The organism is Actinomycetospora sp. (assembly GCF_036497585.1).
GTDB lineage: Bacteria > Actinomycetota > Actinomycetes > Mycobacteriales > Pseudonocardiaceae > Actinomycetospora.
This window is the reverse complement of the sequence record NZ_DASXJD010000048.1, coordinates 1-26,276: the sequence shown is the minus strand read 5'-3', so window position 1 is coordinate 26,276 and position 26,276 is coordinate 1. Positions and strand designations below refer to the sequence as shown.

The window sequence follows — 26,276 nt, the reverse complement described above, 5'->3', positions numbered from 1 at the left end:
TCACCCCCCGTACTCGGAGTGCGCCCATTGTCTCGCTCGGGTGGTGGTGTCGATACCGGCATTCGTGCGCAGATTCGTTCGGACAGTGACCGGAGTGTCCCGCAGCGGTAGATTTCCACCCTGGGGCGGGTGATCGTCGAATTCGGGGGGCCACGTGGGAGACACCGCCGATCCGGTGCGGCACCGCGGGACCCTGCCGGTCGTGCCGGGCGCGCTCATCGGCCGCGACGAGGAGATCGCCGCCCTCGAGCGGCTGCTGACATGCCCCGACGTCCCGATGGTCACGCTCTCCGGCCCGCCCGGTGTCGGCAAGACCCGGCTCGCGATCGCGGCGGGGCACGCCCTCGGCGCACGCTTCGCGGACGGCGTCGTCTTCGTCGACCTCGTGTCGGTCCGGGACAGCGAGCTGGTCCTCGCGGAGATCGCCGCGATGTGCGGGTCGCCGGACCCGGGGACCGCGACGCCGCCCGACCGCCTGGCCGAGCGACTGCGCGGCAGGGAGGTGCTGCTGGTCCTCGACAACTTCGAGCACGTCCTCGACGCCGCCCCGGGCCTGACCGCGCTGGTAGCCGCCTCGACCCGGATCCGTCTGGTGGTAACCAGCAGGGAGCGACTGCACCTGTCCGCCGAGCTCGAGGTGCCGGTGCAGCCGCTGTCGCTGCCCTGCGACGACTCCCAGGAGCTCGAGCGGTTCGTCGGGACGCCCTCGGTCGCGATGCTGGTCGACCAGGTGCGCCGCTTCCAGCCCGACTTCGAGGTGACCCCCGCCAACCGGGCCGCCGTCGCCGAGATCTGTGTCCGGCTGGACGGCCTGCCCCTCGCGCTCGAGCTCGCCGCCGCCCGGTTGAAGTTGTTCAGCCCGACAGAGCTGACCTTCCGGTTGCGGCACCGGATGGGGTTGCTGACCAGCGATACCAGGGACCGGCCCGACCGGCACCGCACGATGCGGGCGGCGCTGACCTGGAGCCACAACCTCATGACGCCCGACGAACGGGCGCTCTTCCGCCGGCTGTCGGTCTTCGTCGGCGGGGCCACGCTCGACGCCGTACAGGACGTGTGCGCCGTCGACGACCCGCTCGGGACCGCGATGTCGCTGGTGGAGAAGAGCCTCGTGCGGCGCCGGCTCGGTCACGACGAGGCCGCGGAGCTCGTCATGCTGGAGAGCCTGCGTGAGTACGCGGCCGAGCAGCTCGCCGAGCACGGGGAGGTCGACGGGACCCGCACCCGGCACGCCCGGTACTTCGCAGAGTTCGGGACACGGACCGAGGAGCTCATCGGCACCGACGAGGAGTCCTGGTGGGTGGACGCGGTGGGCGCCCACCAGGCGAACGTGCGGGCGGCGCTGGCCCACGCCACCGGGTCCGGCGACGTCTGCCTGGTCCTGCCGCTCGCCTCCGCCCTGGGCTGGTACGCCTACACGCGGGGCCGGCTCGGCGACGTCCGCGTGACCGTGGACCGGGCTCTCGCCGTCGTGGACGCGAGCGGGGCCCGGGCGCCGGACGAGGCGCTGTCGGGGACCCTCCTCATCGGGGCCGTCATCGCGACGGGTCGCGGCGACCTGGACCGCGCGGAGAGCCTGCTCGCCCGCGCGATGGCGATCAACGATCGGGTCGGCGCGCCGCGGCGTGCGGCGATCGGCAGCGCCTTCCGTGGTCACCTGGCCCGCGCCCGTGGACGGTTCGACGAGGCGGTGGCCCATCACGAGCGGGCCGGCCGGCTGCACGAGGACATCGGCGCCACCCCCGGTGTCGCGTGGTCCCGGTACGACCTCGGGCTCCTGGCCCGGGGACGGGGCCGTCTCGACGAGGCGGCCGAGCACCTGCGCACGAGCCTCGCGCGGTTCCGGGAGATGGACCACGGGTGGGCGATCGGCTGTTGTGCCGGGGTCCTGGCCGCCGTGGAGCTGCGGCGACGCCGCCCGGACGTCGCCGCGACACTGCTCGCCGAGGCGTTGGAGCGCTGCGCCCGCGTCGACGACGACCGCGGGATCGCCCAGTGCCTCGAGGGCGCGGCCGCCGTGGCCGCGGCCCGGGCCGACCCCCGCACGGCGGCCCGACTGCTCGGCGCCGGCGCCGCGTTGCGGGAGCGGGTCGCGGCGCCGATCGCGGACGAGGACCGGGACGATCGCGACGACGTCCTCGCGCGGGTCCGTCGCGAGCTCGGCCCCGACACGGCCGACCTCGCCCGGTGCGCCGGCCGCGACATGCCCACGGCGTCCGCGCTCGCGATCGCACGGGAGACCGTGCGGCGGACGCCTCCGCCGCCGGCCGCGCCCTCCCCGGTGCTCGGCGTGCTCACCCGGCGCGAGCGCGAGGTGGCGCTGCTCGTCGCGCGGGGGCGCACCAACCGCCAGATCGGTCGGGAGCTGGGCATCACGGAGAAGACCGCCGAGGTCCACGTGCACCACATCATCCGCAAGCTCGACGCGAGCAGCCGCGCGGAGGTCGCCGCCGTCGTCGCCGGCGGTCGGGAGCGGCCTCTGTCCGGGACCCGCTGAGGAGGGGCCCGCAGCGGGCCCTACATGGTTCCCCCGATATCGCCCGCCCTCCTCGGCGCCGTACACCGGACGCCTGGCCTCCCGTGATGGTCACGGAGGCCGGGGGAGTCGAAGGGGAGAACGACGATGACCGCGACCGTGATGACCTCGACCTACACCGTCGAGGGCCGACTGCTCGAGATCTGTACCTGCAACGCGATCTGCCCGTGCTGGGTCGGGGAGGACCCGGACGGGGACGACTGCCAGGGCGTGATCGCCTGGTACATCGACCACGGCGTCGTGCAGGACGTCGACGTGTCGGACCGGGCGGTGGCGGTCGTCTGCCACATCCCCGGCAACGCGCTGGCCGGCAACTGGACCGCCGTCGTCTACGTGGACGACCGGTGCACCGACGAGCAGCAGCAGGCGATCCTGAACGTGTTCACCGGCCAGCTCGGCGGTGCCGTCGCCGACCTCGCGGCGCTGATCGGCGAGGTGGTGGCGGTGGAGCGCGCGCCGTTCACCTTCAGCGTCACCGAGGGGGCCGGCACGCTGCGGATCGGCGACGCCGTCGAGGCGGTGCTCGCGCCGTTCCAGGGCGCCACCGGCAGGACCACGACGCTCTCCGAGACCGTCTTCAGCACGATCCCGGGCTCGCCGGCCTACCCCGGCAAGGCCAGCGTCTACCGCCGCGCCGGCCGGCTGCTCGGGCGACCGGACGTGGACATCTCCGGCAAGAACGCGGTCCAGGGCGCGTTCCGCTTCTCGGGCTGATCCCGGTGTCCACGACCACCGGCGCGCCGCTGCGCGTACCCCGGCGCCACGATCCGGCGCTGACGATCTGGACGGTCGCCGGGCTGTGCTGGGTCGGCACCGTCGTGCTCGCCCTCACCGGCGGCCACGAGCTCGCCCACCACGACGCCGTGCTCGAGGAATCGACACTCGCCTGGCCGCTGCGGATCACGGCGTTCCTCGCCGTCTGGCTGGTCATGGTGGCGGCGATGATGCTGCCGACCGTCATGCCGTTGGTGCGGTTGTTCGGGCCGGTGAGCGCCCGGGCGCCCCGCCCCCGCGCGGCCCGCGCCGGGTTCTACCTGGGCTACCTGACGGTGTGGACCGCGTTCGGGCCGGTCGCCCTGTTCGGCGACGCCGGGATCCACCGGCTGGTCGACACGTGGCCCTGGCTCGACGAACGATCCGGGCTGGTGCTGGCGGCGACGCTCGCGCTCGCCGGGGCGTTCCAGTTCAGCCCGCTGAAGAACCGGTGCCTGAGCGTCTGCCGCGACCCGGCGTCGTTCCTCTGGCAGCACTACCGACGGGGTGCCGGCGGCGGTTGGCGCCTGGGCCTCGGGCACGGCCTGTACTGCCTGGGCTGCTGCTGGGCCCTGATGCTGGTGATGTTCGCTGTCGGCGTCAGCAGCCTGGCGTGGATGCTCGCGCTCACCGGCGTGATGCTCGTCGAGAAGACCACCCGGTTCGGAGCCCGGCTCGTGGCCCCGGTGGGTGTCGCGCTGCTCGCGGGTGCCGCGGTGGTGGCCGTGCCGGCGTTGCTCTGATCCTGCTGACCCGACCCCGGAGGACGGAACCGTGGACATCGTGATCCTCGCCCACGAGGAGACAGCCCAGGCGTACGACCCGGCGCTGGCGGCCCTGGCGGTCGCCGTCGTGGTCCTCCTGGTGCTCCTGCTGGCGGGCGCCCTCGCACGCCGCCGGCGACGGACGGGTGGTCGCTGGACGCCGTGACGCCCGCCCAGGATGCTCGCGGGCGTGACCAACACCCCGGGCCCGCGGCTCGTCGGCCGCGACGACGAGCTGCGGGCCCTGGTGGAGCGGCTGGACGGGGTCCAGCTCGGCGGCGTGGCGCTCGGCCTGGTCGGCGAGCCCGGTGTCGGGAAGAGCGCGCTCCTGGCGGGCCTCGCCGAGCACGCGCGGGAGTCCGGGTTCCGCGTGCTCACCGCGCGGGGCGCCCGGTCCGAGTCGCACCTGCCCTTCGCCGCCCTCCACCAGCTCCTGCGTCCGCTGCTCCCGCGTGCGGACCGGCTGCCCGACCGTCAGCGGGAGGCCCTGCTCGCGTGCTTCGCGATGACCGACGCGCGCGTGGACAACCCGTTCTTCATCGCGCTGGCCGTCCTCGAGCTCCTCGCCGACGCGGCGGCCGAGGCGCCGGTGCTGGTCGGCCTCGACGACCTCCACCGGATGGACCGGCCCACGGTCGAGGTGCTCGTCTTCGTCGCGCGGCGGATCGGTGGGGAGCGGATCGCGCTCGTGTGTGCGGCGCGCCCCGGGATACTGCCGGTCGACGACGACGAGACCGTCACCTGGATCGGGGTCGAGGGACTGGACGGGCCCGCGTCGGCGGCGTTGCTCGACGAGCACGCTCCCCACCTGGCCCCGCCGCTGCGCGCCCGCATCCTGCGCCACGCCGAGGGCAACCCCCTCGGGCTGCTCGAGCTGGCCGTGGCCGCGGGGTCCGGCGGGCACGGCTGGGCGGATCCCGACGACGACCTGCCGATGACCACGCGTCTGGAACGCGCGTACGCGGCGCGGGCCGACGAGCTCGACGCGGCCGCGCGGGCGATCGTGGACGTGGCCGCGCTGGACGACGGCGACGACATCGGCGACGTGCTGGCGGCCGCGGAGATCCTCCAACCCGCCGCCGGACAGCTCGCCGCGGCGGCGCCGGCCGTGGACCTCGGGCTGCTCACCATGGTCGGCGAGACCTACCGGATTCCTCACCCGCTGGTGGCGTCGACGCTGCGCCACGCCCTGTCGCCGGCGGCCCGCCGGGACGCCCACGCGGCGCTGGCCCGCGTCCTGGCCGCCGATCCGGACCGTGCCGTGTGGCACCGGGCGTCCGCGGCGCCGGGACCGGACGAGCAGGTCGCCGCCGAGCTCGAGCGGGCGGCCACCGGGGCGCACCGTCGTGGCGCGGTGTCGACGGCGCTCGCGTGGCTGGAGCGGGCGGCCGCGCTCAGCCCCGACCCCCAGACCCGTGCCGCCCGGCTGATCGGCGCCGCGGAGCTCGGCTACGAGCTGGGACGCTTCGCGCAGGTGGAGCAGATCGCCGGGCAGGTCTCGGGGATGGACCTCCCGCCGCGCGAGCGGTCCCGGCTGACCTGGCTCGAGGGGGCCTTCCACGACGGCTCGACGAGCGAGCCGGCGGAGATCCGGCACCTGGTCGAGCTGGCGCGCCGCGCCGCGGTCGACGACGACGCCGACCTCGCGATGCAGCTGCTGGTCGGTGCGGCCCGCCGGGTGTGGTGGCGCGACCCCGGGGAGAGCGTGCGGGAGGACATCGTCGGGGCCGCCCGCGAGGTCCCGCTGCCGGGCGGCGATCCCCGGGTCCTGGCCGTGCTCGGGCTCTCGGAGTCCCTGACGCTCGCGCCGACGATCGTGGCCGAGCTGGAGCGATGGCCCGCGGACGCGGGCGGCCGACCGGATCTCGCCGGGCTGCTCGGCATCGCCGCGTTCTGCGTCGGGGACTTCGCCCGCGCCGAGGTGTTCCTCTCGACGGCCATCACCGCGCTCCGCGCCCAGGGCCGGCTGAGCCTGCTGGCCGAGGCCCTCGCGATCCGGTCCTGGGCCGAGATCAACCTCGGGGTCTTCGACGCGTCGAGGTCGGCCGACGAGGCCCGGCGCCTCGGCGACGAGACCGGGCAGGCGGTGTGGGCCGCCACCGCGCGCGTCGCGGTGACGGTCATCGAGGCCCTCGGCGGCCGGTGGGACGTCCGTCACCCGCTCCTGGCCGAGGCCGAGGACACCGCGGTGCGCACCCCCAACGCGAGCTCGTCCCTGCTCGCCGCCGCCCAGCTCGCCCGCGGGGTCGCCGCGCTCGGCGCCGAACGTCCCGAACCGGCCTTCGGCGAGCTGCACCGGGTCTTCGTCCCCACCGATCCCGCGTGCCAGCGGGTGCAGCAGCTCTGGACGATCAGCTACCTCGCCGACGCCGCGGTCCACGCGGACCGCCGCGAGGAGGCGCTGTCCCTGCTCGACGGGGTGGAGCGTTCCGCGGGCCCGGACCCCGCGCTCGGACCGACGATCGCGCTGCAGTACTCGCGGGCCGTCCTGGCCGATCACGACTCGGCCGACGAGCTCTTCCGGACCGCCCTCGACGGCGCTGCCGGGCCCTACCCGTGGCACCGCGCCCGGCTGCAGCTGGCCCACGGGTCGTGGTTGCGCCGCCAGCGGCGCACCGCCGAGTCCCGCGCGCCCCTGCGGGCCGCCCGGAGCACGTTCGACGCCGCCGGCGCCCACACCTGGGCTCTCCGGGCCGACCGCGAGCTGCGGGCCACGGGCGAGCGGGGGTGGCGCCCGGCGCGGAACCTGCGCGACCAGCTCTCCCCGCAGGAGACGCAGATCGCGGAGCTCGCGGCGCAGGGGCTCTCCAACCGCGAGATCGGCCAGCGGCTCTTCCTGTCCCACCGCACGATCGGCTCGCACCTGTACCGGATCTTCCCCAAGCTCGGGGTGACCAGCCGCGGGCAGCTGACGACCGTGCTCCTCGGCGACGACGGACACGCCCCGCCCGCGCCGTGACAGTCATCCGACGCTAGCGCCGCACCGGTGCGCCGTCGGCGCTGCGTCGTCGTGACCGAAGCCGCTGCGCCCCGTCGTCGTCATCCTCGGACTGAAGTGGCGGGCCGGCGAGGAGCCCCGGCCGCCGGAAGCGAAGGAGACGACCGTGGGCACACCCGTGCTCTTCATCCATGGCCTCTGGCTGCACGCCTCGTCCTGGGACCCGTGGATCGAGAGGTTCCGCGAGGCGGGCTACGAGCCGCAGGCCCCGGGCTGGCCCGGCGACGGCGACACGGTGGAGGACTCCCGCCGCGACCCGGACGCGATCGCGGACCACGGCATCGACGACGTCGTCGCGCACTTCGCCGGGATCGTCGACACGCTCCCCTCCGCCCCGATCCTCGTCGGGCACTCCTTCGGCGGCCTGATCGCCCAGAGACTGCTGGGGCAGGACCGCGCCCGCGCCGCGATCGCGATCGACGCCGCCCAGATCAAGGGGGTGCTCCCGGTCCCGCTCTCGGCGCTCAAGGCGACCCTGCCGGTGTTCCGCAACCCGGCCAACCGGCACCGCTCGGTCTCGCTCACACCTGAGCAGTTCCGGTACGCGTTCGCCAACACGGTGCTGCAGGAGGAGTCGGACCGGCTCCACGAGCGCTGGACGATCCCGGCGCCGGGGCGCCCCCTGTTCGAGGCGGCGTCGGCGAACTTCGATCCCCATTCCCCGGCGAAGGTCGACACCGCCAACGAGAACCGCGGGCCGCTGTTGCTGATCGCCAGCGGGAAGGACCACACGGTGCCGGAGTCCGTGACGCGCTCGACCCTCAAGCAGTACCGCCACTCCAGCGCCGTCACCGACATCGAGACCTTCCCCGACCGGGGTCACTCGCTGGTCGTCGACTCCGGCTGGCCGGAGATCGCGGACCTCTGCCTGGGCTGGCTGAAGGAACACGACCTGTGAAGCTCGACCTCGCCGGCCGCACCGCCGTCGTCACCGGAGCCAGCCGGGGCATCGGGCTCGAGGTGACGCGAGCACTCCTGCGCGAAGGGGTCGCGGTCGCCGCCGGCGCACGGAACGGCTCCCCGGAGCTGAGCGCGCTCGCCGACGAGGACGAGGTGCTCGTCGTCCTCGACGACCTCACCACCGCCGACGGCAGCCGGACGCTCGTCGACCAGGCGGTGGAGCGCTTCGGCGGCATCGACCTGCTGGTCAACAACGTCGGCGGCGTCCGTCCCCGCACCCACGGGTTCGTCGAGGTCACCGACACCGACTGGCAGTGGGCGCTCGAGGTGAACCTGCTCTCGGCGGTGCGCGCGACGCGGGCGGCCGTGCCCCACCTCGTCCGCCGCGCCCCCTCCGCGATCGTCACCGTCTGCTCGGTGAACGCCGCGCTCCCGGACCCCGGCGTGATCGACTACAGCGCCGCCAAGGCCGCCCTGCGCAGCTTCTGCAAGTCCCTCTCGAAGGAGCTGGGCCCGCAGGGGGTCCGGGTCAACACCGTCAGCCCCGGCCCCGTCGAGACCGCGCTCTGGCTCGGGCCCGGCGGGGTGGCCGAGACCGTCGGGCAGGCGCAGGGCGCAGACCCGGACGCCGTGAAGGCGGCCGCGGTGGCCGGCACCCCGACCGGCCGCTTCACGCACCCGTCGGAGGTCGCCCAGCTCGTCGTGCTCCTCGCCTCCGAGACCGCCGGGAACGTGACGGGCGCGGACGTCGTGATCGACGGGGGCATGGTCAGCACCGTGTAGACCGCTAGCGCTGCGCCCCGGATCTCGGCAGGTCGTGGAGCACCATCCCCAACAGGGTCATGGCGAGGGCGGTCAGGCCGAGGGCCATGCCCACCGGGCCGAGCAACGCGCCCGCCGTGACGAGCGCGAGGACGACGAGGACCGCGGCCGACACGGCGGCGACGCGGGACCACCGTCGTCCGGGGCGGGTGCGCGACGACGTCGCCGCGAGGCGACGGCCTCGCAGGAGTCCAACATCAAGCTGCACGACGTGGCTGGTCGAGGACACCCGCGCGAAGCAGGACGGGCCGGTGCCGGGTGACGCGTCCGGCGGCGCTGCTGCGTCCGGATGACGACGGCGACACCGACGCGGGAACGAACCTGGTCGGGAACGCCTCGGGACGGGTAACTCTGGCGCCGGTCGCGACGACAGGGTGACGACCTCGTTCGTCCTCCACACCTCGGGGGGTGGCGCCGACGGCCGGGCCCCGCGCCCGGTCCCCGACAGAGTCGAGGTGGGGGGATGGCGACCGTTCTCGACGTCACGACGACCGGGCTCCGGGTGCGGTTCACGGGATCGGACCGGCTCGCTGCGTGCTGTGCAGGGCTGGACGTTCCCTTCGAGCGGATCGTCGGGTCCCGGGTGATGACCCGCGACGACGCCGTCGCCTCGAGCCCCCGCCTGCCCTGCCCCGGCTCCTGGTGGCCCGGGACGCTGCGCGCGGGCTCCTGGGGAGTCGGGGAGCGCCGGCAGCTCTGGAGCGTCCGCCGGGGCGCCTACGTCGTGGTCGTCTACCTCTCGGGCCGCCCGTTCCACCGGGTCGTCGTGGACGTGGCGGACCCGTACCAGTCCCATCGCCGCCTCGAGGCAGCGCTCCTGCACAGCAAGAAGACCAGTCCCCGCCGGGCGCTCCGAGACCGGCTGCCGCCCCGACTCGACGACGGGGTCGACCCCACCGGTCGTCGGTGACGCCGTCGTCACCCGGGTCGGGATCAGGCGGCGTCGAGCCCGCCGACCCTCCGGCCTCCTGCCACCGACGGGGCCTCGTCGACGGTCTCGGGGCGCGGCCCGCCGTGCGCGACGGCGCGGTAGAGCAGCACCATCCCGACGATCTGCCCGAGGTGGTAGGCGGAGTCGGGGTCCAGCCGCAGCACGGCGGACGCGCCCGGGACCAGCCGCAGCAGCGCGGCCGCGATGCTCACCCCGATGGCCACCAGCATGGCTCGTCCCGACGGGTGCCCGTGCACCCACGCCCAGATCCACAGCCCGATGACGCACGCCATGGTGAGGCTCTCGCACCCCATCATCGCGGTGATGCTCGGATGGCCGGTGGCGGCGATGACCGCGTACGCGACGAAGCCCAGCAGCCGCAGCGGCCAGAACACCATGGCGCGGCTCCGGCCGAGGACCGCGACCACGGTCGCGGCCAGCACGTACGACATCATGACGACGACCATGGTGCTCATGACGGCCCAGGTGATCTCGCCCCAGAGCGGGAGGCCCACGAGGTAGCCGTGGAACACCGCGCCGATCAGCGCGGTCACCGCCGCCCAGGCGAAGGCGGCGCGCCAGTACCTGCCGCCCTCGACGTCCCGGGGCACCCGGGGTGTGAGGTAGAGGGTGACCAACCCCAGCGCGAGGTCGGTCAGCGAGGCCATCGGCTGGACGAGCACGCACCACGGTACGTCCGGCGGTGCCCCGCGGAGCAAGGTTCTCGTGGGGCGTGGTGGCCGGGGCGCAGCCCTGGCACGGTGAGCACGTGGGACGGTTGGACGAGCTCGACCTTTCGGTGCGGCTGTCCCGGGAGCAGGGGGACGCTGAGCTGCTCAAGGCCCAGCGGCGCCTGGTGCACCTGCGGCTGCTGCTGGCCGGCCTCATCGGGCCGGGCCAGATCGGCCCCCCGCTGCTGGTGCTGTTCGAGGGCTGGGACGCCTCCGGCAAGGGCGGCGCGATCAAGCGGTTGGTCGCCCCGCTCGACCCGCGCCACGTGCGCGTGGTCCAGTTCGCCGCCCCGACCTACGACGAGCAGCGCCACCATTTCCTGTGGCGGTTCTGGCCGGCGCTGCCCGGCTGGGGCGGGATGGCCGTGCTGGACCGGACCTGGTACGGCCGCGTGCTCGTCGAGCGGGTCGAGGAGTTCGCCACCGAGGCGGCCTGGGAACGGGCCTACGGGGAGATCGTCGACCTGGAGACCACCCTGGCCGCCGAGGGCACCATCCTGGTCAAGTTCTTCCTGCACATCTCGGCCGCCGAGCAGCTGCGACGCTTCCAGGCGCGCGAGCAGGATCCCTACCGCGGCTGGAAGCTCACCGCGGAGGACTGGCGCAACCGCGACCGGCGTCCCGCCTACGAGGCCGCGGTGGAGGAGATGCTGCGCCGCACCGACTCGCCCGCTGCGGCCTGGCACCTCGTCGCGGGCGACGACAAGCGCTGGGCCAGGGTCGAGGTCGTGCGCACCGTGTGCTCGGCGATCGAGGCCGCGCTCGACGCTCACGGCACCGACCCGGACCCGTCGCTCTGACACCGGCCCTACGGCCCCGGTGGTCCGTCACCGCGGCGGCGGCGCGGGGAGCGTCCCGAGGACCGACTCGACCGCCATGCCGAGGGCGAGCAGGCGGGTGTCGCTGTGTGGGTCGGCCGCGGTGTGATGGGAGCCGTGCCGGCACCCCCATCCTCCGCGTCCCCGTTCTGGCGGCTGTTCCGGGTCGTCTCGACGCTCGACAGCTACCTGCTGCGGGCCACCGGCGGCCGTCGCAGCCTGATCACCCGCGCCCCGACGCTCGTCCTCCACGACGTCGGCCGCCGCTCGGGGCAGGAGCGCGCGACCCCGCTGATCTACCTCGACCGCCCGCCGGACCTGGTGGTCGTCGCCTCGAAGGGCGGCGCGGACCGCCATCCCGCGTGGTTCCACAACCTCGTGGCGATGACGACCGCGCGGGTCGACCTGCCGGGTGGGGAGTCGCGGGTCGTGCGTCCGCACGTGGCGGGGCCGCAGGAGCGGGCCGAGCTGTGGCCGCGGCTGGTCGAGCTCTACCCGGACTACGCGACGTACGCGACCTACACGGAGCGCGAGATCCCGGTCGTCGTCCTCGAGCCGGCCGACCCCTCGTGACGATCGCCGTGGTGACCGGCGCCAACCGAGGGATCGGGCTCGAGGTCGTCCGCCGCCTCGCCGAGCGTGGCTGGTCGGTCGTGCTCGGCTCGCGTGACGTCGACCGTGGCCGGGAGGCCGCCCGCGGTCTCGACGGCGTCGTCGTCCACGCGCTCGACGTCGCCGACCCCGCGTCGGTACAGGCCCTGGCCGATCGGGTGCGCGACGAGCACGGCGGGCTGGACGTGCTGGTCAACAACGCCGGCATCCACTACGACACCTGGCAGGACGCCGTCCACGCCGACCTCGAGGTGGTCTCCGAGGCGATGCGTGTCAACGTGCTCGGGGCCTGGCGCATGGTCGTGGCCTGCGCGGACCTGCTGCGCCCGGGCGCCCGCGTCGTGAACGTCTCCAGCGGGGCCGGCTCGTTCGGGGAGACCGCCGGTGGGGGCGGTGTGCCCGCCTACGCGGTGTCGAAGGCCGCGCTGGACATGCTCACGGTCAAGCTCGCCGCCGACCTGCGCTCCCACGGCGTCCTGGTCAACGCGGTCTGCCCCGGCTGGGTCGCCACCGACATGGGCGGCGCCGGCGGTCGCCCACTGGCCGCGGGTGCCGCGAGCGTGCTGTACGCCGTCGACCTCCCGCCCGGTGGCCCGACGGGCACCTTCACCCGCGACGGAGCCCCCGTGCCCTGGTGACGACGGCGACCGCGGACTCAGTGCTCCGCTGCGGTCGTCCCCCAGCCCGTCCACTCCGGATCGCCCGTGAGTGCGCCCGCCTCGAGGAGGGCCAGTTCGGCGATTCCGGAGGCGGGCAACGTCATGAGGGTCGAGGAGTGGGAACAGCCCGTCGGCGGCGCCTGCGGCCGGAGTGAGGGGCCTTTGTCCCTTCCGGAGAAGCCTCAGGACCCTGTCGTCACCACGCGACGGGCAACGACCGGAGCCCGTAGACGACGTGGAAGGAACGGAACTCCACCTCGTCGTCCGCGATCGCGAGCCGCAGCCCCGGGAAACGTCGCAGCAGCGCGGGGAAGGCGATGCGCATCTCCATCCGGGCCAGCGGGGCGCCGAGACAGTGGTGCACGCCGTGCCCGAACCCGACGTGGTTCATCGTCCCGCGCCCGATGTCGAGCGCGTCGGGATCGTCGTAGACCTCCGGGTCACGATTGGCCGTCGGCAGCGCGAAGGCCACCAGGTCGCCCCGCGGGATCGTGACCCCGTCGATCTCGACGTCGCGGGTCGCGAGCCGCGGCGCCCCGGAGTGGACGATGCTCAGCCAGCGCATGAGCTCCTCGACCGCGCCCGGCACGCTGGCGGGGTCGTCGCGCACCTCGGCGAGCTGGTCGGGATGCCGGAGCAGCGCCAGGGTGCCCAGCCCCAGCATGTTCGACGTGGTCTCGTGCCCGGCGATGAGCAACAGGCCGGCGATGCCCACCAGCTCGGCCTGGTCGAGGTCGTCGCCGTGCTCGCGCACGAGCATGCCGAGCATGTCCTCTCCGGGACTGCGTCGAGCCCGCTCGGCGAGACGGGTCATGTACGCCCGGGACTCGACCTGCAGGCCCATCCGCTCCTCGACCGGGACGGAGACGTCGAGCAGGCGGCCGGTGCGGCGCTGGAACTCCTCGCGGTCCTCGTAGGGCACCCCGAGCAGTTCGCAGATGACCAACGACGGGATCGGGAGCGCGAACTGCGCGACCAGGTCCGCCGGCGGCCCGGCGGCCTCCATGGCGTCCAGGTGGGCCTCAACGATCTCGACGATCCGCGGTTCGAGGCGGCGCATCCGCCGCATCGTGAAGTCCGGGGTCAGCATGCGCCGCAGCCGCGTGTGCTCCGGCGGGTCGTAGGCGAGCAGATTGCCCCGCCGGTTCGCCTGCATCTGCTCCGGATCGACGTCGCGGGCCAGCTCCTGGTTCACCTGCGCCGGCGACCAGGCGTTGCTGAACGCCTCGGGGTCGCCCAGCAGGCGCCGCACGTCGGCCTGCCGCGTCACCAACCACGAGGTCATCCCGAAGGCGTTCTCCACCCGGGTCACTCCCGGGCCCTCGCGCAACGCGGTCAGGGCCGGATCGGGATCGAAACCGGACCGCCGCATCTGCAACGGCAGGTCCTCCGGCTCGGTGATCTGCCGCAGCCGGGGTCGGGTCGCGGCTCCGGGTGTCGCGGTCGTGGTGTCGGGTCGCGCCGACGGCAGGTCTCCCACCAGCTTCTCCCTTGCTTCGAGGACCGCTCCAGGCTACCTCGAAGTGGGAGAGATCTACCGTTTCAGCGCGGCCCTGGTCCTCGTAGGGGTAGATGGCGCCGTCGATGTCGATGCTCCGCTCGTGGCGGTCCGGGCTGTCGTCGTGGGGGAAAGGCCGGGGTCGGGGTCGTCGGGCAGATGACGGTGTCGAACTCGGCGAAGAATTCCCGCCAGTCGCGGCGCTGCAATTCGCGGCGGTGGTTCGCCTCGGTCCGTCCGCGGTGGCTGCACCTGACCGAAGCCGCGATGCTCCACGCGCAGCTGCTGTTGTGAGTAGTTCGGGGACGGACCATGGGTCCGCCCCCGAACTACTCACTGCAGTTCAGATCACTTGTCGCAGTGGTGGTGGTGCCGCTTCGGCTTGCACTCCTTGGGCTCCCAGCAGTCCTGCGGCGGCTTGCACTCGTGGCAGCCACAGCCCCGGTGGTGGTGGTGCTTGTGGCGGGGCGGTGCGCAGAGGTCGAGCAGTCCCATGGTGTGTCCTCTCCATCTCTGGGTCGAAGACGGGCGCGGAGACGGTGTCACCACGCTCGTGATCCGCTTATCTCTAAGTCGTGATCCGTCGTTACCTCCATCGGCTTCGTTGCCGCAAGTTACGACGAACGGACGCGTAGCTGGGGCCGAAAGCGGGCCCAGATCAGTGGTGCCGGTCGATCGTCAGCTCTGCGCCGGCCGCCGAGACGATCTCGATGCCGAGCGCGGCGATCGGGGTGTGCGCGCCGGCGGGCCCGCGCCCCTCCGTCAGTCGTCGGGCGACCTCGGCGGCGACGGCGGCGGTGAAATCGCCCGCGTCGCGGGCGCGCAACCAGCCCTCGCCCACGGTGCCGTCGGCCCACTCGACGCGGGCGTGGGCGTAGGAGTGTTCGCGCGGGCGTTCCCGGGTCCGGGTCCGGACGGCGGCCACTCGGCGCCGGGTGATGCGTCGCACCGGCCCCGCCGACAGCGCCAGGCCCGCGACCGGCAGCAGGGCGCGCACCAACCCGCCGGTGGGTGCCAGGGTCGACGCGGCGACCACCGAGGGCGCCCCGCTCGCGCGCCGCGCCGCGACGAGCTCGCCTAACGGCATCCCCGCGGTGGTGACCTGCGTGCAGTCGGGGAGCGTGAGCAGTACGGCGTCGTGGCCCGGCGTCACCCGTTCCAGGTGGCCGTCGACGTAGCGACGTCCGCTCTCGGGAACGGCGTCGACGATGCTCGCCGCCAGCGCCTGGCCGATCGTGCCGTCCTCGCTCGCGACGGAGGGCACCATGTCGGTGCGCACCCGCTCGGGCTCGGGACGGCCGGCACACAGCGCCGCGACGACGCTCTCGGTGGCCGCTGCCCCGAAGCCCGCTCCGGGCACGAGCGTCCGGCCCGCCGCCACCGCGCGCTCGTGCAGGTCGAGCACCTCGGAGAAGGACTGCACGTCGTTGGCCAGGTCGAGGTAGTGGCTGCCCGGCAGGCAGGCACGCGCGAGCTTCTCGGCGGTCTCGGTGAACGGGCCGACCGTGTTGACCACGACGCTCGGCCGGTCCGCCCGGATCCGGGCCACCACCGCGTCGAGGGAGCTCGCGGCGAGCGTGCGTGCCGCGCGCGGGAAGGACGCCTCCAACCGGGCGGCGTTCCGACCGACGGGCACGGAGCTCACCGCCGGTCAGCGCCCCGACGATCCGCCGGCCGCTGCGGCCCGTCGCGCCCAGAACCCAGACCTCCATGAACGACTCCTCGATCTCCAGCGATGGCACACAGTGTCATCGCCGGGCCGGGCTGGGTCGGCGCACGTTCTTCCGCGACTTCGCCGACAAGCGCGAGGTCCTCTTCGCCGGCTCCGAGCAGGTGCCGGCCGCGGTGACCGGGGCGGCCCGCGAGGCCGATCTCGGGACGGACGACGCCCCTCGAGGTGGCACTGCACGCATTGCGCACCGTCAGCGAGCTGATCGTCGAGCGGGTGGAGCCCGCCGACTCCCGCGACCGGCGGCGGGTGATCGCCTCGAGTCCCGAGCTGCAGGAACGGGAGCGCACCAAGCTGGCCGCGTGCACGGCCGCGCTGGTCGACGGACTGCGCGAGCGAGGCATCGCCGAGGACACCGCGCGCCTGGTCGCGCACGTGTCCGTGGCCGTGTTCGAGGCTGCCTTCACCCGCTGGCTCGGCGTCGACGGCACGGCGGGGATCACCCGCTGCTTCGACGACGCCGTCGACGAGATCGCCACCCAGTTCGCCCACGACCACGTGGCGCGCACTCGAGAGACTCGGTGACGTGTCCGATGCGTCGCCCTGATCGGCGGCCGGCCGACCCGCCCTAGGGTCGGCGACGCCGGAGCACCGTCACCGGCACCATCAGGGTCCTGGTGATCTCGGTGGACAGCCGGAGCCACCACCGCAGCGGGCGCGGGACGACCAGGAAGTCCCCGGAGGCCGCCGAGCGCAGAACCCGACCGAGGACCCCGCCGTCGCCCGCGCGTTCGTCGTACCCGGCCGTGCTCACGTGCAGGGTCGCGACCCCGTCGCCCTGCTCGTCGCTGGAGGTCTCACCCACGTGCTCGACGAGCCGGCGGACGCCGCTGTTGTCGGTCAGCACCTCGGCGGTGAAGCGTTCGACGCCCTCCTCGGCGGCCCGACGAGCCAGGTCGTGGGCCAACGCGGTGCCCAGACCGCATTGTTGCCAGGCGTCGGCCACCGTGATGGCCATCTCGGCCGACGCGCGGTCGTCGTCGTCGCGGATCCAGCGGGCCTCGCCGACGACGTCGTCGCGGCCACCGGCGGTGGCCACGGCGACGAGCGCTTCGTGATCGCTGTGGTCGACGTCGACCAGCCGGCGCAGGGCCCGGTCCGACACCGCGGGCTTGCCGCCGAGGAAGCGCTGATAGCGCGAGCTCTGGCTCAGTTCGTCGAACATCGCGCCCAGGCCGGCCCGGTCCTCCGGGCGCAAGGTGCGGACGACCACCGTCTCGCCGGACCGGAGCCGGACCCGGTGGTGCACCGTCGCCGGGCCGTCGCCGTCGGAGGACATGGCCCCCAGGGAACCGCGCTTCGCGCGCTCTGCCAAGCCGGTCACGGGTGCGGGAGCGCGCACGTTCGGTCGCTCGGACGCGCTGAGCAGGGTCGTTCGGGCGTGCGTCCCGCGCAAATGACGGCGCCGCGCGTCGGGTCGACGTGCTCGTCCTCCGAGCGCGTTTCCGGGGCCCACGGCGTGGGGCAGGCTCTCCTACTCGGGGTGGCGAGGGGAGCCGGGATGGCGAAGAAGGACGACAAGAAGGCCGACAAGTCCGACAAGGGCGGAGACGACACGGCCGGCGTGAAGGCGCCGATCCCGAAGCCGCCGCCGCCGGCGACCGTACCCACGACGCCGAGCGGCTCCGGCTCGGCGGACGACGTCGATGCGGGGACGACGACGCCGACCAGCGCCCTCACCGAGCCGGGCGGCAACGCGGCGGAGATCGCTCGCCGGGCCTCGCCGGCGTCGTCGGCCCCGCTCACCGTCGACACCACGACCCCGGTGCGGGCGCTGACGGCTCCGGCCGGCGACCCCAGCCTCGCGAGGGGCGCCCAGCCCGGTCTGCAGCTGCCGCGGACGTCGGACCTCGTGGACGGGCTCACGGGAGTGCTCCGCGCCCCGGCGCAGATCGCCGGTCGGGTGCTGCCTGCCCGCCGCGCCCCGGTGGTGCTCGGCGTCGCCGCCCTGACGCTCATCGGCGTCCTGGACTGGCCTGCCGCGATCGCTGCCGGCCTCGGCTACGAGGCACTGCGGCGCTGGGCCCCGAGCGACGAGCGCCCTCGCACGCGCTGATCGTGCCGCGGCTCGCTCGCCGATGACTGACCGTCCCGAACCGCGGAGCACGGACTCGGCGGCCGAGCCGACATCTCCGACACCGCGGCGGAGAGAGGTGCGGTCCCCGGGGGTCCGGAACGGGCACCCGGTCCGGACCGAATCTCGCTCCCGACCCCCGGAGGCTCCCGTGTGGCTGTTCCTCTCGAGGCGCCTGCGCGCCTACGTCCTGCTCGCCCTCGGCGCGCCCCTGGTCGCGTGGGCGCTCGACGCGTTGGGGCGGCGGATCGAGGCGCGGCGCGGCGCGACGCGTGTCAGCCGGGTGCTGAGATGGGGCGGGCGGCGGCTGCGCCGCAAGGCGCGTGGCCCGTTGCGCCACACCGGTGAGGACGTCGGCGAGCACGTCGACGTGGCCTCCGACCACCCGGGCGAGCCGGGCTACGCCCGGACCGCCGCGGCGCAGCAGGCGCACTCGGGCACGCGGGTCGGCTGAGGTTCATCGCACCGCGAGCCCGTCGCCCCGCGCTCCTCTACGGGTCCAGACCCGTTGGTGGGCGGGGCCGCTTCAGCCAGCTTGCCCCGTCCCGAGCCTCGCGCCAGGCCTCGGTGGTGATGAGCGGGAGGAAGCCGGTCCAGAACTGGTTCATCTGATCCCAGAGCTCCTGCTTGGGGCACAGGGACTCGAGCAACGTGGCGCGTCCGGCGAGGCTGACGACGAGTTCGTGCGCGGCCCAGCGCGGCTCGACTGCGGGTAGCAGCAGGCGCTGCTCCGCGGCGAGCGTGAACAGCCGAGCGAGATCACGCTCCCAGCCGGCGCTGACGTCGGCGAGCGTGGGCTGCTCGAGGACCTGGTCGCGCAGGACTCGGGCCGCGCCGCGCACGATCGGGTCGTCCAGGCGGACCACGACGACGTCGGTCACCGCGAGGAGAGCGTGGAGGGGGTCGGGGGTGTCGCGTTCGGCGGTGGGGATGACATGGTCCCAGGAGGCGGTCATCGCCTCGACCAGCGCGGCGGCGACGGCGTGCTTGGAGGGGAAGTGGAAGTACAGCGCGCCCTTGGTACCTGCTCCCTCGCTGAGCAGGTCTTTGAGGCTGGTGGCGTGATAGCCGTGTGCGGCGAAGTGCTCGCCCGCGGCGACCAGCAGGGCGCGCCGGGTGGCCGCGGCGCGCTGTTGCTGCCGGCCGGTGTGGGCCCGCCCGGAGGCCCCGTCCGCCCGGCCACGGGTCGCGGAGTCGTCGGGGTGTGAGCTGGTCACGAGTGGGTTGCCTTCTACGTTCCGGTCGGTATGTTTTCACGGTAGTGGGTGCCTGATCGGGGGGCCACGCCGGAGGTGGGGGGTCTTCCGGCCGGGATGGTCAGGTAGGGCGGCTCGGGCCCGGAGACGGGCCGACCGTCCGCGTGGCGCCATCGGTCTCGGACCTGATGGCGCCACGCCCTCTGTCTCGAGAAGGGGGTCTGGCTCCCGGACAGGGCTCCGGCACCCGCAGGTAGGTGCAGCCAGGGTCATCGGGCCCAGGCTGGTCCTCGGTCTGGGCGCGCCGATCGTCGGGCTCGGCCTCCCTGCTTCGCCGGCTCAGGGGGGCACGGCACGCACCAGCAGGTCCGCCTCGGCGCGCAGGCCGTCGGCGAGCACGTCGACGCCGGGGACGAGTCCCGGGTCGACGCACAGCCCGAACGAGAGCACATCGGCGGTCGACCCCGCCGTCACCCGCAACGCGTGGTGGAACCCGATCTCGGCGAGGGGCCACATCGTGCGCACGCGACGGTCGAGGACGGCCACGGGCATGCGGGGTCCGGGGACGTTCGAGACGCTCACGGTGAACGCGCGCGCCGTCGCACGCAGCCGGTCCGCCACCCGCCGCAGCGAGGGCGACACCTCGGACAACCGGTGCAGCAGGGCGTCGATCTGCTGGGCGTCCGCGGCCTCCTTGCGGCGGCTGGTGAGCTCGTGCACGGCCCGCAGTCGTTCCAGCGGGTCGACGAGGTGGACGGGCAGCGGCAGGTCGAACGCCGAGTCGCGGTTGCCGCTCGCCGCACCCTCGCGTGGCAGGCTGACCGGCACACGCACCCGCAGGTCGGTGACCGAACCCGCGTGGTGGTCGATCCAGCGACGCAGGCCCCCGGCGAGCACGGTCAGGACCGCGTCGTTGACCGTCGCCCCGGCCGACCGGGCTGCCGCGTGCACGGACGGCAGATCGGTGTCGAGGAAGTCGACGTCGCGCCGGGTGGAGATCGTCCCGTCGAAGGGGGAGTGCGCCGGCCCCATGGCGAACTCCCGACCGATCGCGGCCATGAGGTGCGCCCGGCGCCGGACGTGGTCGGCGTGGATCGCGGCGGGCGGGGAGACCGCGGGGCCGGTGGCGGGCCGGCCCACGTCGTCGGCGGGACCCTCGTCGTAGACCACCGTGCGGGCCAGCCGCGTCACCGTCGCCCCGTCGGCGAGCGCGTGGTGCAGCCGCCAGAGCAGCGCGGTGCCGCCGTCGGCCAGGGGCGCCACATCGATGGCCCAGAGGGGACGTGCGCGGTCGAGGCGCTGGGCGAATCTCTCGGCAACAAGAGCGCGGAGTGGGGCGGGGCCGTAGGGAGCCTCGGGGGCATCGGCGACGTGGGCGGCCAGGTCGAGCCCGGCGTCGGGTACCCAGACCGGTCTGTCGGGCGACCCGGCGAGGCGGTAGCGGAGCTCGGGAGCGGCGGGTAGGCGCGCGGCGATCCGCTCGCGCAGTGCAGCGGCGCCCAGGGGAGGCCCGTCGAGCAGCACGATGTGCAGGACGTGCCCGACGACCGTCGCGCACTCCAGGTCCAGGATGGCGCGGTCCTCGTCGGAGAGCGGCACGCAGGTCGGCTCGGTCGGGGTATTCACAGGTACCCCAGATCCCGGGCCTGCACGGTGAGCTCGTCACGGAAGGCCGGGTGGGCGACGGCGATCAGGCGCCGGGCGCGTTCCGCGATCGTCGCCCCGCGCAGCTCCGCGACCCCGTACTCGGTGACCACGTTGTCGACGATGTTCTTGAACGTGGTGACCGCGGCGCCGGGCTGCAACTGCGGGACGATCCGCGACACCGTGTCGTCATGGGTGGCCGAGTGCAGGACGATGAATGCCGCGCCGTTCTCGGACATGATCGCGCCGCGGGCGTAGTCGGGCTGACCCCCCGACGACGAGAAGTACTCGCTGCCCAACGACTCCGAGGCGCACTGCCCCAGGAAGTCGACCTCGAGGGTCGCGTTGACCGCTCGGAACACCGGTTCGCGGGCGATGATCCAGGGGTCGTTGGTGTAGTCCACGGGGTGGAACTCGACGCCCGGGTTGTCGGCGACGAAGTCGTAGAGGCGCTGGGTGCCCAGGCATCCCGTCGTGACGATCTTGCCGCGGTGCGTGGCCTTGCGGGTGCCGGTGATGACCCCCTGCTCGGCGAGGTCGACGAACCCACTGCCGAACACCTCGGTGTGCACGCCCAGCTCGCGGTGGTCGCCGAGGCTCGCCAGCACCATGTCAGGCACCGCGCCGATGCCGATCTGGAGGGTGGCCCCGTCGGGGATGCGCTCGGCGACGAGGGCGGCGATCGCCCGGTCCCGCGCGCTGACCTCGGGGCTCGGCGGTACGACGAGGGGACGGTTCGCCTCGCACCAACCGACGACATCGTTGACGTGGAGCTGGTTGGCCCCGTAGGTGCGCGGCATCTGCGCGTTGACCTCGACGAAGAACGGCACCTCGCCGATGAACGCGGCGGTGTACGTGGCGTCTGTGCCCAGCGAGAAGTAGCCGGGCCCGGCCGGCGGCGAGACCGAGGCGACGACGAGGTCGGGTGCCGCCGACCGGCGCAGCAGGCGCGGCACGTCGCTGAAGTTGTTCGGCACCAGGTCGCAGTGCCCGGCGTGGAAGGCCTCGCGGGTCGCGGGGGAGAGGAACCACGAGACGTGGCGCAAGCCCGGGACCTTGCCCTCGATCGAGGGTCGCGGGCGCGGGGCGAGCATCTGGTGCAGCCGGACGTCGCTCAGGCGGTCCCCACCGGCCTCGAGGGCGTCGAGCACCGTTGCGGGCTCCCCGTTGAAGGAGTTGACGACGATCTGCGCACCACGCCCGACGTGATCGAGCACGGCGGTGGCGGGACGCCGCAGCGCGGCGATCGTCTCGGCGATGGAGGAGGCCACGAAGCGGATCCTGGGCCACCAGGGTCCTCCTGACCAGCATGTTCGCAGTCCGGGGCCGTCCGGTCACGTCGCGTCGCGACATGGCCCCCCGATTCGTCGCGCGGCGCGGGGCGTAACCGCTTCGGCGCACCCGTCGCGCCGTGTTGCGGAGCCCTACAGGTCGTAGCCACGGCGGAGCAGCATCAGCGCCGATTCTCGGTTCCCCACGGAGTCCATCGCATCGACCCCGAGCGCCGTGGTCACCCGGTTGCAGATCTCCAGAAGGGCGGCCGCGTGGGCCGCCTCCCGAATGGCGTCGTCGCCGATGCCCGCCGCGCGCAGCGTCGCGACGTCGGCGGTCGTCAGGCCCTCGGGATCGCGGGAGAGGCGTCGTAGGAACTCCAGCATCGGGGGGACGGCCTGTTCGACGTCGGCCGGCAGCTCGGCCTTGCGGTGCACCAGCGCGTCGACGACGGGATGCCCGAGGCATTCCGCGGCGATCTGCGCGTGCACCCCGGTGCAGTAGCCGCAGGCGTTGCCCGCGGAGACGGCCGCGCCGAACACCTCTCGCTCGCCGATGGCCCACCGCCCCGGACCGCGGAGCACCGCGTCGCCGTACCGCCCGATGGGGGTTCCGAAGAAGGTCGGCCGGAATCCGAGCACCCGGACGAAGCCGGACACGGGACCGCCCGAGGCGAGCGGCGGCCTCCCCGCCGTCGGCGCCCGCGCTTCGCGCCCGCGCCGAATGGCCGCCAGGCGGATCACGACGAGGCCGCCAGCAACTGTTCCACGGTTCGCAGTCGGACACCGGCAGCGGCGACCGCGACGGTCACGACGCACTCGAACAGTGCGTCCTCGGTGTAGCCGGCCGCGAGCAACGCCGCGACGTCTTCATCGGTCACCGCGAGCCCGCCGTCCGCCACCTTCGCCGCGAACGCCGCGAGACCCTCGGGTGCCGCGCCCCCGACGACGAGCGACTCGCGCACTTCGGAGAGTAGGTCCCCGTCGTCACCCGTCACGGCTGCTGTCAGCTCCCCGAACCGCCGATCGCGCAGCGCGGCGGCCTCGGCCAGCGTGTCCAGCGTGGGCCCTGCGTCGGGTAGCGACTCTTGGCGATCGACCTGGTGCGGCTCCACGTCTCTCACTCTCCCTGCCGACTTGGTCGGGCGCGTTGCGGGCCTTTCTGGCAACGGCATGTGACCAAGGTTGGGCCGAACGGGTCTCCATCGAGCACGTGGCCGGATAACGATTCCGGCGACTCGGGACGGCTCCTCACAGCTCTGCACGGTCTCGTCGCGGCCGCGAACCGATATCTCCAGGAACCGCCGCGGAGACGGTGCGAGCCCCGCAGTGCGGAACGGGCACCCGGCAGCGGACCGAACCCTCATCACCGATGCCCGGATGCCCCTGTGTGGGGCGGCTCCTACCACCCGGGCGAGCCGGGCTACGCCTGGACCACCGCGGCGCGACAGGAGCACCCGGGCAACCGCCGAGTCGGCTGAGGGCGTGGAGCGGGAGCGGATCGGGTGCCGGCGCCGGATCCTTCCTCGGGGTCGTGATCTCGTCCCATCCCGCTCGGCGCCCGGGCGGGCCGTTACCAGGGAGGGGCGAACTGAGCGAAGACGGCCTCGGCGGTTCGGGTAGCGGGAGTTGACACGAGGAAACAGCGCGGTACAACTCAACCTCTACTGAAGCGCCGGCGAGGGGAGCATCGTGGACACCAGCAAGAAGGTAAAGGCCAGCAAAGTCATCAACGCCCCAGCAGAGGACATCTTCGCGCTGCTCGCCGATCCGAACCGGCACACCGAGTTCGACGGGGCGGACATGCTGCGCGGCCCGGAAGGCGACGCGGCGCCCATCGGCGGGATCGGGCAGACCTTCACCATGAACATGTACGCACCGGACCTCGGTGAATACCGGATGATCAACACGGTGGTGGCGTTCCTACCCGGCGCCCGAATCGGATGGGGCCCCAGGGTCGACCCGACGTGCAGCCTGGCCGAGCAGCTCGGTGACATGGACGCCGGCGGGCACACCTACACCTATGACCTCAAGCCCGTGGACGGCGGGACGGAGGTGACCCAGACCTACGAGTGGATGAGCGTGAAAGACCCCAACTTCGAGGCGTTCTTCCCCCGAGTCTCGCAGGAGCAGCTCGCCGCCACCCTGGACAACCTCGAGGCCGCCGTCAGCTGATGGGATGAGGGAGCCGCCCGCTCCTCGGCTTCGAGCGATTCTCGGGGTCCTACGTCCCGACGACTCCTACTATGTGATCTCGACGTTCGAAGTCCGCGGCCATTGCACCACCCCGGGTCGAGCAGCCCGTCCTCCACGAGTCATGCCCTGACGCTCGTTGGCCGGTGACCCGCTTGCCCGGCCGGGACCTCGACGAACCCGGCCTTGGAAGATCGTCGCTCACACCTCGAGCGGGCGATGCTCACCGGCCGGCCCTGTTGCTGAGCGACTGCTCACTGATACTCCGTACCCCGACGATCTCGGAGTTCCGGATGATCGTGCCGTCACCGGTCGCCGTGGCCCCGTTGGGCATGCTCTGTTCGAAGAGCTCGGTCAGCCGGTGCACAAGTCGTGAACCCTCCTCGTCGTCCACGCCTTGCAGGACTACCTCGTGCCCGCCCCGGAGCATGATCGTTATTCGTCTGCTCATCTCCACAGCCCTCTCGTCGCCGTCGGGAAGTCTCACATCGCCGGCAGGATGCAGCGAGGAATTCGCTCGTGCCCGGTCCAGCTGAACGAAGTCGTCCCGGGAGGAGAGTTCGCGGCGGACGCCGCGATCGCCGGTCTCATCTTGAACTCGATGTGTGCAGAGCCGACCCGACGAGCGTCCACGCCCCGGCTGGCCGCCAGCCCTGCCGACCTCCTCGGGGTGCATCACCTCGGGCGGCCGCGTTTCGCGGATGGTTCCGGTCGGGCCTGGTCTTCGTCCGCTTGCGACCGCTGCCGTCTGGGTGGGGCTGGGAGCCATCGGTAACGAAGTTCTCCTCCGACCGATGGTTCGGATGCGAACTGCGCACCAGCCCCTTCAGTTGGAACGGGAGCACCCATGACGACCCATCAGCAGCAGCCAAGTGTCGAGGACGACGGTGGCGCTACTGAGGCGTTCCACATCCCGCAGCAGCGGAGCTACCAGGGGCCTCAGGCCCCGTTGTCTCCGCCGCCGTTCCAGCAGCAGGGCGGTCCTCCGCAGCCGCCGAAGAAGCGACGCCGCTGGCTGTGGGTGCTCGGCGGAATCGTCGCGCTGATCGTGGTCATCTCGGCCGCGAATCACGGAGGGAGCACGACGGCCCCCGCCGCGTCCACCGCACCGAGCGCGAGTGCCTCCGCCCCGGCCGCGGGTGGTCAGAGTGCTGCGCCCGCTCCAGCACCGGCCACACCGCCGAAGGTGTACACCGGCAAGGGCGACGATGTGGTGAAGATCGACAAGTCGGCGGGTCCGGCGATCTTGACGTTCGCCTGTCCGAAGTGCTCCGGGAACACCATTGTCCAGAGCAACGGCGCGGACCCGCTGCTGGTCAACACGATCGATTCCTATACCGGCAAGAAGGCAATCGATGTCACCGACGGCAGCACCACCTCCGAGTTGACGATCAAGGCGACCGGGTCCTGGAAGGTGACCGTCGGGGGCCTCGACCAGGCCAAGCAGGCGACCGGTGACGCGCCGATCACCGGCAAAGGTGACGACGTAATCATGCTTTCCGGGGACACCACCACTGCAGCGATCACCAACAAGGGCGGGGCGAACTTCATCGTCCAGGACACGCCCGCAGACGGCGGATTTCCCGACCTCGCGGTGAACACGATTGGCTCGTACACCGGCACCGTCCAGCTCTCCGCGCCGGCGCTTGTGCAGGTCACCTCCGTCGGGACCTGGAGCATCACGCCCGGGTCCTGATCGCCGACCTCCGTGGGGGAGAGCCCGTCCTGGTCCGCCGGGGCGGGCTCTCCTCCTTCCAAGGGTCGACGCCACCCACTGCTCGACTCGCCAGAACCTACGACCGCGACGTGCCAGCCCGGAGAGACCCGAGGGGGCGTTCGGCACGGTCAACTCCATTGGCAGCCGCTCGCGCCCTCAACATGATCATTCGGCCAGGCGGTTCGACGCGCCCCCGCGCAAGGGCTCCGCCCTGGGTGAAGACGCTGCGAGGGATTGCTCGACGCAGACGTCATCGGCGCTTGCGCAGCTCGAACCGGCTCTTCCGGATTTAGACGGTATGGGGGCTGCTGGACCCCCGTAGACCGGCCGCTACGCGCCCGGGCTCTGCGCCCCGCCTTGTCGTTGGCTGCTCTGGTCGGTCGGTGACAGGGCACCGGATACGCCCGCGACGAACACGTTGTAGCCAGAA

28 protein-coding genes and 1 pseudogene are annotated in these 26,276 nt (G+C 73.2%); 16 read left to right on the top strand and 13 right to left on the bottom strand.

The genetic code is table 11. The features are described 5' to 3' along the window. The first annotated feature begins 202 nt into the window (after nt 1–202). The 7 genes from VGH76_RS04645 to VGH76_RS04615 all read left to right on the top strand — a co-directional run bounded on the left by VGH76_RS04645 (nt 203) and on the right by VGH76_RS04615 (nt 8,734). A complete protein-coding gene (locus VGH76_RS04645) occupies nt 203–2,497 on the top strand; it encodes an ATP-binding protein (protein ID WP_331555442.1) in 2,295 nt (764 codons plus the stop codon). A 126-nt stretch (nt 2,498–2,623) separates the two neighbouring features. Then, complete coding sequence (locus tag VGH76_RS04640; RefSeq protein ID WP_331555441.1) at nt 2,624–3,250, top strand: DUF1326 domain-containing protein; 627 nt, start codon at nt 2,624–2,626, stop codon at nt 3,248–3,250. A 5-nt stretch (nt 3,251–3,255) separates the two neighbouring features. Beyond that, a complete protein-coding gene (locus tag VGH76_RS04635) occupies nt 3,256–4,032 on the top strand; it encodes a DUF2182 domain-containing protein (RefSeq protein WP_331555440.1) in 777 nt (258 codons plus the stop codon). A gap of 31 nt (nt 4,033–4,063) precedes the next feature. Continuing rightward, nucleotides 4,064–4,219, top strand: a complete 156-nt coding sequence (locus tag VGH76_RS04630; protein WP_331555439.1) for a hypothetical protein — start codon at nt 4,064–4,066, stop codon at nt 4,217–4,219. A gap of 24 nt (nt 4,220–4,243) precedes the next feature. Next, nucleotides 4,244–7,012, top strand: coding sequence for an ATP-binding protein (locus tag VGH76_RS04625; RefSeq protein WP_331555438.1), 2,769 nt, complete (start codon nt 4,244–4,246; stop codon nt 7,010–7,012). A 145-nt stretch (nt 7,013–7,157) separates the two neighbouring features. Further along, entirely contained in the window at nt 7,158–7,949 is a 792-nt protein-coding gene (locus tag VGH76_RS04620; protein WP_331555437.1) for an alpha/beta hydrolase, read from the top strand. Continuing rightward, nucleotides 7,946–8,734, top strand: a complete 789-nt coding sequence (locus tag VGH76_RS04615) for an oxidoreductase (RefSeq protein WP_331555436.1) — start codon at nt 7,946–7,948, stop codon at nt 8,732–8,734. Before VGH76_RS04620 ends, VGH76_RS04615 begins: the two co-directional genes overlap by 4 nt. Before the next feature lie 4 nt (nt 8,735–8,738). Here the strand turns inward: VGH76_RS04615 and VGH76_RS04610 are convergent, their stop codons facing one another. Further along, on the bottom strand, nt 8,739–8,888 hold the full coding sequence (locus VGH76_RS04610) for a hypothetical protein (protein WP_331555435.1): 150 nt from the start codon (nt 8,886–8,888) through the stop codon (nt 8,739–8,741). A 348-nt stretch (nt 8,889–9,236) separates the two neighbouring features. Between VGH76_RS04610 and VGH76_RS04605 the strand changes: the two genes are divergently transcribed. Further along, nucleotides 9,237–9,683 (top strand): hypothetical protein, encoded by a 447-nt coding sequence (locus VGH76_RS04605; RefSeq protein WP_331555434.1) that lies wholly within the window; start codon nt 9,237–9,239, stop codon nt 9,681–9,683. A 23-nt stretch (nt 9,684–9,706) separates the two neighbouring features. Here VGH76_RS04605 and VGH76_RS04600 read toward each other — a convergent pair whose 3' ends face one another. Next, a complete protein-coding gene (locus VGH76_RS04600) occupies nt 9,707–10,387 on the bottom strand; it encodes a DUF6962 family protein (protein ID WP_331555433.1) in 681 nt (226 codons plus the stop codon). Between the two features lie 86 nt (nt 10,388–10,473). Here VGH76_RS04600 and VGH76_RS04595 point away from each other — a divergent pair, with 86 nt between their 5' ends. From VGH76_RS04595 to VGH76_RS04585, 3 genes are all read left to right on the top strand, one after another. Next, nucleotides 10,474–11,235 (top strand): hypothetical protein, encoded by a 762-nt coding sequence (locus VGH76_RS04595; protein WP_331555432.1) that lies wholly within the window; start codon nt 10,474–10,476, stop codon nt 11,233–11,235. 135 nt (nt 11,236–11,370) lie between these two features. Continuing rightward, a complete protein-coding gene (locus VGH76_RS04590) occupies nt 11,371–11,826 on the top strand; it encodes a nitroreductase family deazaflavin-dependent oxidoreductase (protein ID WP_414637669.1) in 456 nt (151 codons plus the stop codon). A gap of 11 nt (nt 11,827–11,837) precedes the next feature. Continuing rightward, nucleotides 11,838–12,503 (top strand): SDR family NAD(P)-dependent oxidoreductase, encoded by a 666-nt coding sequence (locus VGH76_RS04585; RefSeq protein ID WP_331555430.1) that lies wholly within the window; start codon nt 11,838–11,840, stop codon nt 12,501–12,503. Between the two features lie 217 nt (nt 12,504–12,720). Here the strand turns inward: VGH76_RS04585 and VGH76_RS04580 are convergent, their stop codons facing one another. The 4 genes and pseudogenes from VGH76_RS04580 to VGH76_RS04565 all read right to left on the bottom strand — a co-directional run bounded on the left by VGH76_RS04580 (nt 12,721) and on the right by VGH76_RS04565 (nt 15,658). Next, a complete protein-coding gene (locus VGH76_RS04580) occupies nt 12,721–13,896 on the bottom strand; it encodes a cytochrome P450 (protein WP_331555477.1) in 1,176 nt (391 codons plus the stop codon). A 181-nt stretch (nt 13,897–14,077) separates the two neighbouring features. Then, a pseudogene (locus VGH76_RS04575) lies at nt 14,078–14,270 on the bottom strand (amidase family protein); the annotation flags it as partial. Nucleotides 14,271–14,370: 100 nt separating this feature from the next. Continuing rightward, the gene (locus tag VGH76_RS04570) at nt 14,371–14,517 is read right to left on the bottom strand and encodes a hypothetical protein (RefSeq protein ID WP_331555429.1); all 147 of its coding nucleotides are present in this window, start codon (nt 14,515–14,517) and stop codon (nt 14,371–14,373) included. Nucleotides 14,518–14,680: 163 nt separating this feature from the next. Further along, complete coding sequence (locus VGH76_RS04565) at nt 14,681–15,658, bottom strand: hypothetical protein (protein ID WP_331555428.1); 978 nt, start codon at nt 15,656–15,658, stop codon at nt 14,681–14,683. A 261-nt stretch (nt 15,659–15,919) separates the two neighbouring features. On the opposite strand from VGH76_RS04565, the gene VGH76_RS04560 reads away from it, so the two are divergent. Next, on the top strand, nt 15,920–16,276 hold the full coding sequence (locus VGH76_RS04560; protein WP_331555427.1) for a hypothetical protein: 357 nt from the start codon (nt 15,920–15,922) through the stop codon (nt 16,274–16,276). A 43-nt stretch (nt 16,277–16,319) separates the two neighbouring features. Here the strand turns inward: VGH76_RS04560 and VGH76_RS04555 are convergent, their stop codons facing one another. Continuing rightward, the gene (locus VGH76_RS04555) at nt 16,320–17,030 is read right to left on the bottom strand and encodes a GNAT family N-acetyltransferase (RefSeq protein ID WP_331555426.1); all 711 of its coding nucleotides are present in this window, start codon (nt 17,028–17,030) and stop codon (nt 16,320–16,322) included. 222 nt (nt 17,031–17,252) lie between these two features. On the opposite strand from VGH76_RS04555, the gene VGH76_RS04550 reads away from it, so the two are divergent. Together VGH76_RS04550 and VGH76_RS04545 are read left to right on the top strand one after the other, a co-directional pair. After that, nucleotides 17,253–17,807 (top strand): hypothetical protein, encoded by a 555-nt coding sequence (locus tag VGH76_RS04550; protein ID WP_331555425.1) that lies wholly within the window; start codon nt 17,253–17,255, stop codon nt 17,805–17,807. 169 nt (nt 17,808–17,976) lie between these two features. After that, nucleotides 17,977–18,279 (top strand): hypothetical protein, encoded by a 303-nt coding sequence (locus VGH76_RS04545; protein ID WP_331555424.1) that lies wholly within the window; start codon nt 17,977–17,979, stop codon nt 18,277–18,279. Nucleotides 18,280–18,316: 37 nt separating this feature from the next. Here VGH76_RS04545 and VGH76_RS04540 read toward each other — a convergent pair whose 3' ends face one another. From VGH76_RS04540 to VGH76_RS04520, 5 genes are all read right to left on the bottom strand, one after another. Continuing rightward, complete coding sequence (locus VGH76_RS04540) at nt 18,317–19,042, bottom strand: TetR/AcrR family transcriptional regulator (protein ID WP_331555423.1); 726 nt, start codon at nt 19,040–19,042, stop codon at nt 18,317–18,319. A 318-nt stretch (nt 19,043–19,360) separates the two neighbouring features. Next, on the bottom strand, nt 19,361–20,647 hold the full coding sequence (locus VGH76_RS04535) for a wax ester/triacylglycerol synthase domain-containing protein (RefSeq protein WP_331555422.1): 1,287 nt from the start codon (nt 20,645–20,647) through the stop codon (nt 19,361–19,363). Then, the gene (locus VGH76_RS04530; protein WP_331555421.1) at nt 20,644–21,936 is read right to left on the bottom strand and encodes an acetyl-CoA hydrolase/transferase family protein; all 1,293 of its coding nucleotides are present in this window, start codon (nt 21,934–21,936) and stop codon (nt 20,644–20,646) included. The genes VGH76_RS04535 and VGH76_RS04530 overlap by 4 nt, the downstream gene beginning before the upstream one ends. A 153-nt stretch (nt 21,937–22,089) precedes the next feature. Beyond that, nucleotides 22,090–22,596, bottom strand: coding sequence for a hypothetical protein (locus VGH76_RS04525; protein ID WP_331555420.1), 507 nt, complete (start codon nt 22,594–22,596; stop codon nt 22,090–22,092). 80 nt (nt 22,597–22,676) lie between these two features. Next, the gene (locus tag VGH76_RS04520; RefSeq protein WP_331555419.1) at nt 22,677–23,051 is read right to left on the bottom strand and encodes a hypothetical protein; all 375 of its coding nucleotides are present in this window, start codon (nt 23,049–23,051) and stop codon (nt 22,677–22,679) included. Between the two features lie 577 nt (nt 23,052–23,628). Between VGH76_RS04520 and VGH76_RS04515 the strand changes: the two genes are divergently transcribed. Beyond that, entirely contained in the window at nt 23,629–24,111 is a 483-nt protein-coding gene (locus VGH76_RS04515) for an SRPBCC family protein (RefSeq protein ID WP_331555418.1), read from the top strand. Nucleotides 24,112–24,352: 241 nt separating this feature from the next. Here VGH76_RS04515 and VGH76_RS04510 read toward each other — a convergent pair whose 3' ends face one another. Next, entirely contained in the window at nt 24,353–24,805 is a 453-nt protein-coding gene (locus VGH76_RS04510; RefSeq protein WP_331555417.1) for a hypothetical protein, read from the bottom strand. Between the two features lie 171 nt (nt 24,806–24,976). Here VGH76_RS04510 and VGH76_RS04505 point away from each other — a divergent pair, with 171 nt between their 5' ends. Next, nucleotides 24,977–25,825, top strand: a complete 849-nt coding sequence (locus tag VGH76_RS04505) for a hypothetical protein (RefSeq protein WP_331555416.1) — start codon at nt 24,977–24,979, stop codon at nt 25,823–25,825. Nucleotides 25,826–26,276 lie beyond the last annotated feature (451 nt).